A 12,451-nucleotide genomic window follows, 5' to 3' on the forward strand; every position below is an offset into this window, starting at 1 on the left:
TAATCGATTTTATTGCTATTCTCTGATGTTTATATTTAATGAGATACCTATTTATTTAGACATATCAAGAAACTGGAAAAATAATAATAACCTGCCACAAACATGAATAAGGCATTTTGATTTTCAAATAAAAACAAAATGCCTACAACAAGATAAGAATAACAAAAACAACAAGTTACATCGAGCACTCTTGCGTTCTCAAATGTGAGTCAAGTATCATTTAACTGTACTTTATTTAGTTTTATAGAGAAAAGATAATAATTATTAATGAGGCATCTATTAATAAGGAGGATGGAAATACGAAATAATTGCGGATTTTGATTTGATTACTAATGGAGATAAGACCTGTATCGTTACTTAATAAAATCTTTGTTATTTACAATTTTCACAAACTCCTTTTCTAGCATTACTTTAAGATAATTAACTTCGATAACTTGATAATAACGTTCTAATTTTTTACATATTTCATGCAATCGATTCAAACCGCCATAGCTGGATATACCTTTAATCGCATGAATAGTTTCTTTTAGGTTACCTCTATCTACACCTTTGATCTCATACTCAAGTTGTTCTTTAAGCATCAATTTAAAGAACTGTGCATCCTCTGTACCATTGATGGTACTAGTTCCTCTCTCAAAATCTTCAGCATTAAATTCTTGAACACGACTACACATAGTGTTCACCCCGTGAATGAATCATATTCTGTAAGAGGAAGTTCTCAATAGACATAATTATATCTTCGGCAAGGATGGGTTTTTTAAAAGCACTAAGAATATTTACTCCCCCAGACTCTGCCTGCTCCATCGTTTGTTCTATAACTTTTGTTGTTAGTGATGAGACGATAACCATGGGTATTTTATAATTATTACTAGATAGAATGTTTATTAATTCTACCCCATCACCATTAGGCATCATAATGTCTGAAATTATACCGTGAATTTTAATATTTTTACTAAAAATACTTTGTACATCATTGCTATTATTTGCTTCTATTATATTAACTTGATCGTCGAAGTGTTTGTTTATAATGTAAGAGATTACCTTTCTTGAAAATTTAATATCATCAACTAATACTATATTTATTTTATTTTTCATAATGCTTCCTTCTAAACGCAGTAATCAAATACATTGCCTCTCTAGAGACGCTAACATCAAGCTTAGAGAGTTCTGCCGTCTTTTGGTTTTCATTATTATAAAGCTCATTGTACTTAACTTTTGCTTTTAACTTTAAAAATAACTTATGGGTGCTTTTCTCTATTGAAGATAAATATAATTTAACATCTAAATTTGGTATCTCCATATATTTATTCAATATATTTCCGATAGTAAACTCAAAAGAAGATAAGGTCGAGCTATGAAATGAAACAACGAATGAATTGATTCCTGAATATAAATCTATTTTTAAATCATCAATACTATTATTCATAATATCTGTAATAAAATCAGAATCACAATGGATGATAATCGAATGCCCAATAAGTCTTCGTTTATATTTACAACACATGATTTCTGCATTGAAGGATTTAATCAACATTAAAGTGAATTCTTTCAAATCTGTAATTCTAAACGCTATCATTAGCCGTTGAAAATACAAATCGTATGCGATTATAAGTTCAATATCACTCATGAATAAATCAATATCAGTAATGTTCGCCCTATTTAAGAAGTCAGAAGAAAAGGCTTCTATCGATTCCAGATAATGATCAGCGACAAAATATTCACCACTCTCTATGACAGGTAATTTTATGTCTAATTCGATAAGCTCATCAATGGGATCAACCTCAAGCAGTTGATATACTTCAATTTGCTTTCGAAACGGAGGAATAGTAATCCCTCTTTCCCAACGACTAAAGGTAACATTATCTAATTTTTGCAGTTTAGGAGAACTATTACTTAATAAGTCGACCATGAATTCCTGTGTAATTCCGCTTCTTATTCTATATTTTTTTAAAATCTGCTCAAATAAACGCTTCATAAAAATCAACTAATTCTCTACCTTTGCGCAAGGTAATCCTTTCTTTTTTTTATTCACATAGCATTTCAAATGACAAGTTAAACAAAAATGCCTACAAGGAAAGCGAGTCTATAGATCTTTTGCTTACTTTTACGTCACATTTTTAAGATTAGCCAAGAACGCATTTTATAAAAAAAGGCTGTGAGAATGAGTAATAAATACTAATTATCCAGCCTTTATCGTACTTATAATTTATTTGCTATAGCGAACTAGCCACTCTTTCTCTAACGCCACCTGCCAGCTTGGATGTGGTTCTGCTAAGGATTTAAATAGCTTGGTGTTTTTTGCCGATCCCGTTAAATACTGTGACGACAGCACTGATGGATCACCCCAGACACTTAAATCCCCTTTACGAGACTGTGCTTCTGGGCTCAGTAAAAAGTTAATTGCTACTTGAGCGCCCTCTTTTGCTGATGCATTCCATGGGATAGCTAAGAAATGAATATTAGACAGTGCCCCCGCTTCCATTGCGTAGGTTTGTGTGGTGCCAGCTAACTTACCACTCGCTTGTGCAGAAAAGACTTCATTTGGATTAAACGTAACCGCAAGATCAATCTGACCGTCATCTAATAATTGTAATGATTGTGCCGTACCTGATGGGAACTGCTTACCTTTGCGCCATGCCGTTTGATGCAGTTCATCCAGATATAGCCATAATGGTTTAGTCACCTCAGCAAAGTTCACTTGCTCTACTGGCTTCATTAACTGAGGGTTGTTATTGGTTAACTCAATTAATAGCGCTTTTAAGAAACTCGTACCATGAAATTCTGGCGGCTTAGGATAAGTAATTCTATTTGGAAAAGCTTTGCTGTAACTAAGCAGCTCAGCAAAAGATTGTGGCGGATTACTTAGTGTTTGCTTATCATGAATAAATACAAGTTGACCCACACCCCACGGCGCTTCCAAGCCTAACGTCGGCTCAGAAAAGTCACTGTCTACAGGCAAGGTTTTATCCACAAACTCCCAGCTTGGTAACTTATTAACAAATGGACCAAACAACAGTTGGTTATTCTTCATGGATTTAAAGTTTTCACCATTAATCCAAACCATATCAACACTGCCACCGTCGTTTTTCCCTGCGGTTTTTTCAGCCAATAAACGTGACGTACTTTCCGCAATATCACCCACTTTTACGTGTTTTAGCGTGACACCATAATTACGCTGTAGCTCTTTATCTGCCCAACGAAGGTAATTGTTTATCTCTTGGCTTCCCCCCCATGCGTGGAAATATACCGTTTGGCCTTTGGCTTTTTGTTCTATTTCTTTCCATGTATCTGCAGCATGAACGCTAAAAGAAAGTATTAGGCTATTGAGCAATAACAACCACTTTTTCATCTGTTTTTCCTTTATCCATTAAAGAGTATTTTTATTATGTTAGTCCCGATTATAGTGTATAAATTATGATTATTCAGAGCTTTGTGGTTATATTTAATAATCAAAAATAGCTATATTTGCGGTATCACAACAGTAAATGTGATCTCTCTACTCTCTTGATAATCAACCGATAAATCATAACCATTTAATTGAGCTATATTCTTTACAATAGCTAAGCCTAAGCCATGCCTATCTGTGTGGGTTCTTGATTTATCTACCTGATATAAAGGTTTGAATATGTTATTGAGATCGTCATGAGTTAATGGATTAGAAGATGTATTTTTTATCTTAATCACAACACTTCCATCTCCCTCTTTTTCAATACTCGCAGACACGATGGACTCTTCTACACTATAAAAAAGAGCGTTATCCAATAAATTTTTAATCACGGTTTCTAAGCTAAAACGGTCAACATAAATCATCGGAGAGGCTAATGATGAAGAGAAAGCAACTCTCTCTCCCATTGTTGGATACTTAAACTGCAATTCTGCACAGATCTCTTCAGTCAAGAGTCGAACATCCACTTCCTTCTTTTCAATCCCATAATTTCCTGATGCACTTTGACTCAATGCCATTAATTGATTGACGATGGTCTTCATATTATTCGAAATCGATAGTACATCTTCTTTGTAAGTAGCTGAAATACGAATATCATCAGGAAAACGAATGTTCATTTCACTTAAACTAATGAGCTCTGCTATCGGTGTTTTTAACTCATGGGCAATATCGGAAGAAAGACGTTTTTCATTGGCTACATTTTGAATATTCAACTCAATATATCGATTGAGCTCTTTTCTAATAGGTGAAATTTCTTTGCTTTCTTTTGGATTAGATTGAATACCTTGTGCATTTTCATCAAGCTCTGAAATTTCTTTATTGAGCAAATACAATGAATCTAATTCTCTATCTACTACTTTTATTACAACCATTCGAATACCAAAGATAGCAGTAATAAAAACAAAGATAAGAGACAAATCTGCCATCAATAGAATGTTACTCACTCGTTGATTAGAGATCGCCAAGGTTAAGTACATGGTTTCAATATAAGTCACATCTGTAGGATCTACATCGGATGATAATTGTGGTTGGAAACGAGCTGAAATAGCTTTTCCCATATTACCATCAGGGAGTTTAATATCAAAGATACGACTCTCATGGGTAGGTACATCTTGATAATCAAGGTCAATATCATCAAAATAGCTAAGAGATTGCGACTTTGCAAAAGTACTCTCACCTAACCAAATCTGAAAGTATTGAGCTTCTTCTTCTCTCTCAAATTGAGGCATAAAACCTTTGTGATATTCAAACTCAATACCATCACTTTCCACTTCAACTAAGGATTTGAAGTAGTTTGATTTTTCCACTAATGCATCGTCGAATTGCTGATCAACCCAAGCATCGAGAATAAAATCCAAAGATAAAAAGACCACCAATAAAATGATGCCAATGATCACGGTTAACGCATTAACCAACCGATCTTTTATTGAGTACATGAGCGTTTTTCCACGTAGTAACCAAAGCCTCGTTTATTTTTTATTGGCAGTTCGCCACCAACGGCTTTCGCCTTTTTTCGAATGGAGGATAAGTGTGATTCTATGGTATTTTTCGAAACTGAATCAAATGAACCAATAACATAATCACTGATATTTTCTGTTGTCATTACCTGATTGCGAGAACGAAACATACACTCGACAATCTTGTACTCATTTTTTGTTAGTTCAATCAATTGACCTGAGAATTCGAGTTCTTTCTTTGCTAAATCAAGCGTAAATCCTTCAATTTCCACGTGGTCGTCATTATGCTTTACTCCACCTCGACGAGCTACGGTTAAGATACGAGCATGCAGTTCATCAAACGAAAATGGCTTAACTAAATAATCATCAGCGCCAGACATTAAGCCTTCAACGCGATCTTCAGGCTGTGATTTTGCCGATAAGATAATCACTTTTACATCATTACCCATTTTACGAATGCTTTTTAAGAGCGTGATACCATCGACATTAGGAAGCATTAAATCCAAAATAATAAAGTCATACTCATTGGTAATTGCCATCGAGAGCCCCTTTGAACCGTCTCCAGTTTCATCAATAGTAAAACCAAGGTTACTCAGACCCACCACTAAGCTACGACGTAAGTGTTCAGAGTCTTCTATTAGCAATATTTTCATTATTCAGTACCACTTTATTATTTTATATAATGATAGTAGCAAAAATGGGCTAACCATTCTCATGATTAACCCATTTCTTTATTTGAGGAACTCAATTCTAACTAGTTCGCCATAATGTCTAAACTATTGTCTTTCGCGCTAGTCTTCACACCATATAAGCCAAGTAACGTATGGAACAAATTATCATGGGAAAAACCACCCGCTGCCGCTTTGCTGATAACACTGGCTTTATTTATGCCTTTTTGGTTCGCATAATCATCGCTCATCCAAACATAGAAAGGCACATGAGTCTGCTCTTTAGGCGCTATCATGTAAGGCGCGCCATGCAGATATAACCCATTTTCACCAAGCGATTCCCCGTGATCTGAAATGTATAGCATCACTACATTATATTTATCAGAATACGTTTTTAGCTTTGCAATCGTCTGCGCAATTACGTAGTCGGTATAAACTAATGTATTGTCATACACATTGGTGATCTCTTCATCACTGCAATTTTCAATATCGCTACGATTACATGCAGGGGTAAATACCGCCATATTCTCAGGATAACGCTTCCAATACGTTGGGCCATGGCTACCAATCATATGCAGTGCGTACAGTTGGTCTCCTGTGGTATTTTGAATTCGCTCATCTAAGCCTTGTAATAACACTTCATCATAACAACTTGAGCCATTACAAAATTCATCTGAAGAGGTATCGCTAATCATCACTTTTTCAATGTTCTTGGCAACCGCTTTGTCACCACCATCGTTATCTATCCATACCGATTTGACACCAGCATGAGTCAACACGTCTAATACGTCATCTTGGTTATTGGCACGCTCTCTATTGTAATTAGTACGCACCATATTAGAGAACATACATGGTAAAGAATGGGCTGTTGCTGTTCCGCACGACGACACATTTTGAAAAGCAATCAAACCAAGATCTTTAGTGTATGGATTGGTTTCTCTTTCATATCCATTATAAGCACTGTTTTGCGCACGAGCAGTTTCACCAACTAACACTACCATTAGTGTCGGTTTACCGTTCTTCGCTGGAATTACCTCTGCATCTTCACCGATTGTGATGTAGTCCAAAGGTGCGGTTAGATATTCATTATTAATGTACTTAACCGTATTGAAAGCATCGGCAGGGTTAATCATTTTATTTAAATACGAGTTATTGCGACCAATCGAGGCATAGTCTTTAAAATAGAAAACAGAAATCAGCAGCAGCCCCACAATCGCAACACTCATTAATGCAGCACGATGAAATAGCTCTTTACCCCATGAAGCATTGCGGATCACTTTTACTTTTAATAGAAACAATGATGGAAGCACACCAAAGACAATAAAGTAACCGATAGAAGCCGAGCTTAAATAAGAGGAAGCTTCACCAACGTTGGTTTCAAAGATATTCTCGATCATCGCATAATCAAACATGGTGTTGTATTGCAACGCGGCATAAAACGCCATCGAAGAGGTGAGAGTCAAAATAATCACAATACCTTTGAACAAGTAAGGCACAGCAATCATTGAGAAAATAATAATAAAAGCACAAGTAAGAATCGCAGGTGTTAGAAACAGAAAAAGGCCATTACCTTGAGAAAGTAGATAAATCTTTTCATTAATTGGATAGTTAAATACCACGGCAAAATACAGGGACACTAAAGTAATCAGTGACACCATCTTCATGGTTATTTTTTGGCTTTTAAGTTTTGAAATCAAATTGGACAACACAAGCATACCTTCAGGCTCTTAGGGAATGAAACGAGTGTCACATATCAAACTTAAGATTCACTGAAGATAAACTTATGATTCGCTGTGGTTCATTATTAATTTGAATGCATTAATAATTTTGCGCAAACCTCTAATTTATCACCCATACTAAATACCTAAGACAAATTAAACAGTCTTAAGCATAAGAGTAATAAATGGAGGCTAAATGCATAAAAAAGGACTTTGGATTGCACTACTAATTTTACCTAGTCTACTTTGGGTTTCACTCTCTTATGTGCCCGCTATTTGGTGGTTAGAAAACATTTTAGGTATACCAAGTATCATTGCTTTTGGTTATGCCTTTCTTTTTATTGTTTTATTATTGCGCCGCTATTACTTTTATTCTTTCTTAGCTTTGAGCTTATTCTTTGCTTGGCTCTATCAGTCCCCACAAGCGAGTTACTCAAACCAAAAGTGCCACAACCCTCTTGTTATAATTCAATATAATCTGTATTACACCAACCCTGATCTCACTCCCTTTTTAGACTATTTAAAAGATAATGATATTGATCTTGTCGTGCTTCAAGAAACAGCACCGTGGCATGGTGATCGACTTATGGAGTTAATAGATGAATATCCGTATCAATTTGGAGGAACACCTGGACTTGGCTACCCAAGCGGGCAAATGATAATCAGTAAACAACCATTGAATCTAAGAGCACAGAATACTCCAGCAGGTCATTATATGATCAGCGGTATATGGCAAAGCAGTGAACATCGCCCAGTGAGTTTATATACTGCTCATCCACCATCACCAAGAACCAAGCAACTTTGGCATGAAAGAAATGCACTTATAGGAAGTTTAGAACGCCTAGCAGATTACTCCCCTTATACTGATACCTTAATTATTGGTGATTTCAATTTATCTGCAAATACACAACGCTTTAAACACGCTTACAAAGAATACCAAACAGCCCCTGTTCAAAGTTGGCCAAGAGAGATCAAAGGCATTCCTATCCCAACTTTTGCACAGATCGCCATTGACCATTTTTGGATAAGAAATTCTGAGGAACCCTCGTTGTTTATCTGTAAACGTGAAGCATTACCTCAGTTTTCAGGCTCTGATCATAGTGCGGTGGTGACCTATCTTTCGGCTAAATCAAAACCAAACTAATTACTTGGAATTTCCTTCTCCGCCCACTTATATAAAGCAATCATTAATAAAGAAAGAACAAAACAAGCAATAAACAGAGGGGGTGCACCACCAAGTTGAATAAGCACTCCACCAACGAAGGGAGCAAGTGCAAACCCTAGCCCGTAAATCGCGGCGGCACCAAAATAACTTCCTCGTAAATGTTTAGGCGCTAATTGGTCTATTTGCACATTCAAGGTTGGAAAAGCAATCACCTCCCCCACACTTAAAATAAAGCATGCCATTAGCCAACCAACCGGAAAATCAATAGGCACCATTAAGAAAGCAATTTGTGCCAAGGCCATCATCACCATACCAATCCGAGTGCGTGTAAATAATGGTACATTCTCAAGCAGCTTTAACATCGGAAACTGCAATACCACTATCGTTAATGTATTCACTAACACCAAGCCACTAATAAACTTGGCAGCATCGACAATATCCGTACGAACGATTACTTGAGGGATCGAAGATTCATACTGACCATAGACAAACATCATAATTAAATTTGCGGCAATCAATTTAATAAATAGCTTGTCTTTACTGATGATCCGAACTGTTGAGAAAAAGGACGTTACATCACTTGTACTTTTAGACAGTAATGTTTCGCTATTACTTCTGGCAAAAGAGATAAACAAAAAGAGACCAAAAGCCAAATAGGTAATTCCTGTGACTAAGAACAATATTTTTGGATGAGCTAAACCTAAAGTAATACCAATTAAAGGACCAATTGCTCCACCTACATTAATCAAGAAATAACGAACATTAAGCGCTAGCTCTCTGTCTTTGTCATCGTCTAGGTTATCTCCAATCACCGCCTTTGCAGGGGCTTCTATCATAGGTCGCATTAAGCCGCACATACCGACCAAAATAAATAATTGAAAAATAGAATTCGCAATACCAATTCCTGAATAGGAAAACGCCGCAATAATACAGCCAGAAACCATCACCCACTTACGGCCAAATTTATCAGATAACCAACCAGAATATAGCCCAGTAAATGACCCCACCACTGCTGAGCCAGCTAAAATAGCCCCTACCGTTACTGCACTGGCATTAAAATCTTGATAGAGAATGACAATAAGAAAGGGCCAAGCCATAAAATACGTAGTTCGCGCTAAAAGAGTTCCAACCAATACTGTCCAGATAATATGATTAAAACGAGAAAGACGGTCCCACTGTAATACGCTTCCACTTTCTTCCGTTTCTTCTACGCCACTATTTCCATCAGCTGTTTTTGTCTCTTCCATACACCCTCCTTGGGATCTGCTATCTAGCCATTTTTTATTATTTTCCTTTGTTTAAAAAGTATACCGATTAACCTTAAATTTATAAGAGTGTAAATCTCTTAAGTTTGCTTTTATTTTTAATGAAACCAGTCTATTACACTGCCTTGTGTCTTATTTCTAAAATCCTTACTTCTGTTAAGGTTTATTTAACCTAATATATTGAATTATTAAACTTACTAAACAGAATAAAAGTGATATCTTTGCTTTATCTATGCCTACGAATAATAAACATGACTTTTAATAAATCCCATTTACAACATTATTTTCCTTTTTATCTTGCTGCACTATTAACGCTCACCCCTTGGGTTAGTTCACCAACCGCTTTAGTTATGGGTTTTGCTCTGGCTAGTTTTGGTTTTGTACCCACGACCTTTGCGTTGGGAAAAGTCACTAAAAAATTGTTAGCTTACTCTATTGTTGGTTTAGGGTTTGGTATTCAGCTGAATGAAGCAATAGAGGCCACTTCAAATGGAATTGGCATTATTTTATCAACCATCGTAGGCACACTCGTTCTAGGTTGGTTACTGGCACGATTGATGAAACTGGATAAAGTGACAGGCCATCTGATCGCATCGGGTACTGCTATTTGTGGCGGTAGCGCTATTGCTGCAGTTGCTCCTGCGATTAATGCTGATGAAGAATCTACAGGTCTTGCTTTAGCTACGGTATTTGTATTGAACTCAATTGCGCTATTCATTTTCCCAGTCATTGGCCATGCATTAGAGCTAAGCCAACACGCCTTTGGTACTTGGGCAGCTATTGCGATTCACGATACTTCATCTGTGGTTGGTGCCGCTTCTGCATACGGTGAAGAAGCGTTAAAAACTGCAACAACGCTTAAATTAGCGCGTGCATTATGGATTGTTCCAGTTGCCTTTATTAGTGCTCTACTTTTTCGTAGCAACAGTAAAAAAATCACGATCCCTTACTTTATCCTTTTCTACTGCTTAGCTATTTTAATTAGTGATAACTTACCGCAATTTAGCCTGATCTATGGTGGTATTTTTGATGTGTCGAAAAAGCTCTTAGTTCTGTGCTTATTCTTTATTGGCTGTGGTATTTCGATTGAAAAAATCAAAGCAGCGGGCGCAAAACCGTTGATCTTTGGTGTTAGCTTGTGGGTTGTGATATCAACAACCTCTCTGTTTTATATTATGAATTACGCTTCATAAGACATTTACAACATGATAGCCTCTTGATATGGAATCCTATTTTTAATAAATGGGTACATACAGATTGTGTCACACCCTCTATAATGATGAATTAGTCAATAACACTTGAGGCTGTCATGTTTCTTACCTATTCAACACATCCAGATATCAAAAAAATCCAAAAAGGATTACTGCAATTTTTTATCCAATGTATTGTCGCCGCTATTGCCTATCTTGTTATTCGTACTGATATCATCGTTTTAAAGAATGGGCTTAGTGAAAATTCATTAACAGAGTATTATCAACAGTTTTTACTACTCGTTGTGATCGTCTCTTTTACTTACATCGCTGTAGTGAACAAAAAAGCACGAGCCTTTGCTACGCTGATCATTGGTTTCTTTAGTTGTATGTTTATAAGGGAGTCTGACGGGGTTCTGGACAAGGTTTATCATGGGTTCTGGTTGGTTCCAGCTTTGATCGTTGCTTTCACTTGTCTGTTCTTAGCATTTAAAAATAGAAAAGGCCTATTGTCTACGTCAGCAAGATTTTTTGATAGCCGCTATTTTTACACTCTCAGCTGTGCATTGGTGATTATTCTTGTTTTCTCTCGATTAGCAGGAATGAACTATTTATGGCAAACATTGCTTGATGGGCACTATATTCGAACCATAAAAAACTTAGCTGAAGAAGGCACCGAGTTGCTTGGTTACTCTTTATTGGCTTACAGTGCTTTAGGGTTTGGTATTGAAGTTCATCGCCTTCAAAAACATTAATTAAGGCGAACAAAGCTAACGATTATTCAATTGCGTTAGCTTTTACTCACCAAATACTTACTTACCTATAAGCTCTTGATACTGCTCACTTACCCTACTCGTGCATTTAGAATTCGCTTCCATTCGTTGATAATGTGAAATAGTCTTGTTTAAATATTCTTGATGATCACTATCTAATAAATTCCACATGTCGCTTCCAACAGACGTAATCGGTTTTGCTGCTTGGTTACTAATATGCAGTACTTCATAGAAGCGTTTGTTCTCTTTAACTAATGTTTCTGATATCAGACCAAAGCCCATCTCTATCAACTCACACCTAACCATATAGTTATGTAATACAGGACAAAGAATAAACTCCAGCTCAATATCACTATGACGTGTCTGAATAGAACGCACCAACTCAATCAACAAGTCCCCACCAACTCCTGCAATAATAATCAGGTTCTTTTTCCCTTTTATTAACGGTAGTTTCGCTACATCCATACAATGCACTTGCCATTGAGACTGAATTGCTGATGCGTGTTTTTGAAGCTGACTTTCAAGATCAACCATCAATTCATCTACGACATCAACAAAGTGGATCATACTTTTAGGTTGTGAGCTCAATAAAGCAACACCTAATTGGCCATGATCACAACAGCAATCCCAAATATGATTATAGTGATCGGTAACTTTATTTTTTATGGTATCTAAACGAGAACTTAACTTCATTAGCCTGTATCAGTAGTAAAAATCAGCCACAGTATATAGTATTTTTTTCATAAAATTCAGGTAAGCTAGCTAATAGT

Annotated in this window: 12 protein-coding genes; 3 read left to right on the top strand and 9 right to left on the bottom strand. The window is 36.3% G+C overall.

Features of this window, described 5'->3' with window-relative positions; genetic code table 11:
• Positions 1-353: 353 nt before the first annotated feature.
• The 7 genes from ED622_RS01005 to ED622_RS01035 form a co-directional block, all read right to left on the bottom strand.
• Complete coding sequence (locus tag ED622_RS01005; RefSeq protein WP_122032117.1) at positions 354-674, bottom strand: Hpt domain-containing protein; 321 nt, start codon at positions 672-674, stop codon at positions 354-356.
• A complete protein-coding gene (locus ED622_RS01010; RefSeq protein WP_122032118.1) occupies positions 667-1,095 on the bottom strand; it encodes a two-component system response regulator in 429 nt (142 codons plus the stop codon). Before ED622_RS01010 ends, ED622_RS01005 begins: the two co-directional genes overlap by 8 nt.
• Complete coding sequence (locus ED622_RS01015) at positions 1,085-1,975, bottom strand: transcriptional regulator (protein WP_122032119.1); 891 nt, start codon at positions 1,973-1,975, stop codon at positions 1,085-1,087. Before ED622_RS01015 ends, ED622_RS01010 begins: the two co-directional genes overlap by 11 nt.
• Before the next feature lie 231 nt (positions 1,976-2,206).
• On the bottom strand, positions 2,207-3,349 hold the full coding sequence (locus ED622_RS01020) for an ABC transporter substrate-binding protein (protein WP_122032120.1): 1,143 nt from the start codon (positions 3,347-3,349) through the stop codon (positions 2,207-2,209).
• A gap of 110 nt (positions 3,350-3,459) precedes the next feature.
• The gene (locus ED622_RS01025; protein ID WP_122032121.1) at positions 3,460-4,881 is read right to left on the bottom strand and encodes a cell wall metabolism sensor histidine kinase WalK; all 1,422 of its coding nucleotides are present in this window, start codon (positions 4,879-4,881) and stop codon (positions 3,460-3,462) included.
• The gene (locus ED622_RS01030; protein ID WP_122032122.1) at positions 4,869-5,555 is read right to left on the bottom strand and encodes a response regulator transcription factor; all 687 of its coding nucleotides are present in this window, start codon (positions 5,553-5,555) and stop codon (positions 4,869-4,871) included. Before ED622_RS01030 ends, ED622_RS01025 begins: the two co-directional genes overlap by 13 nt.
• 101 nt (positions 5,556-5,656) lie before the next feature.
• Positions 5,657-7,285, bottom strand: a complete 1,629-nt coding sequence (locus tag ED622_RS01035; RefSeq protein ID WP_122032123.1) for a phosphoethanolamine transferase — start codon at positions 7,283-7,285, stop codon at positions 5,657-5,659.
• A gap of 199 nt (positions 7,286-7,484) precedes the next feature.
• Between ED622_RS01035 and ED622_RS01040 the strand changes: the two genes are divergently transcribed.
• Complete coding sequence (locus ED622_RS01040; RefSeq protein ID WP_122032124.1) at positions 7,485-8,432, top strand: endonuclease/exonuclease/phosphatase family protein; 948 nt, start codon at positions 7,485-7,487, stop codon at positions 8,430-8,432.
• Here the strand turns inward: ED622_RS01040 and ED622_RS01045 are convergent.
• A complete protein-coding gene (locus ED622_RS01045) occupies positions 8,429-9,700 on the bottom strand; it encodes an MFS transporter (protein WP_122032125.1) in 1,272 nt (423 codons plus the stop codon). The two genes, ED622_RS01040 and ED622_RS01045, sit on opposite strands and share 4 nt — an antisense overlap.
• A 269-nt stretch (positions 9,701-9,969) precedes the next feature.
• Between ED622_RS01045 and ED622_RS01050 the strand changes: the two genes are divergently transcribed.
• Together ED622_RS01050 and ED622_RS01055 are read left to right on the top strand one after the other, a co-directional pair.
• A complete protein-coding gene (locus ED622_RS01050) occupies positions 9,970-10,911 on the top strand; it encodes a YeiH family protein (protein ID WP_162922412.1) in 942 nt (313 codons plus the stop codon).
• Between the two features lie 116 nt (positions 10,912-11,027).
• Positions 11,028-11,663, top strand: coding sequence for a hypothetical protein (locus tag ED622_RS01055; protein ID WP_122032127.1), 636 nt, complete (start codon positions 11,028-11,030; stop codon positions 11,661-11,663).
• A gap of 57 nt (positions 11,664-11,720) precedes the next feature.
• On the opposite strand, the gene ED622_RS01060 is transcribed toward ED622_RS01055, so the two are convergent.
• Complete coding sequence (locus ED622_RS01060; protein ID WP_122032128.1) at positions 11,721-12,374, bottom strand: tRNA (adenine(22)-N(1))-methyltransferase TrmK; 654 nt, start codon at positions 12,372-12,374, stop codon at positions 11,721-11,723.
• Positions 12,375-12,451: the final 77 nt, after the last annotated feature.

It is taken from the genome of Aliivibrio sp. EL58, assembly GCF_900312675.1.
Classification (GTDB): Bacteria; Pseudomonadota; Gammaproteobacteria; order Enterobacterales; family Vibrionaceae; genus Aliivibrio.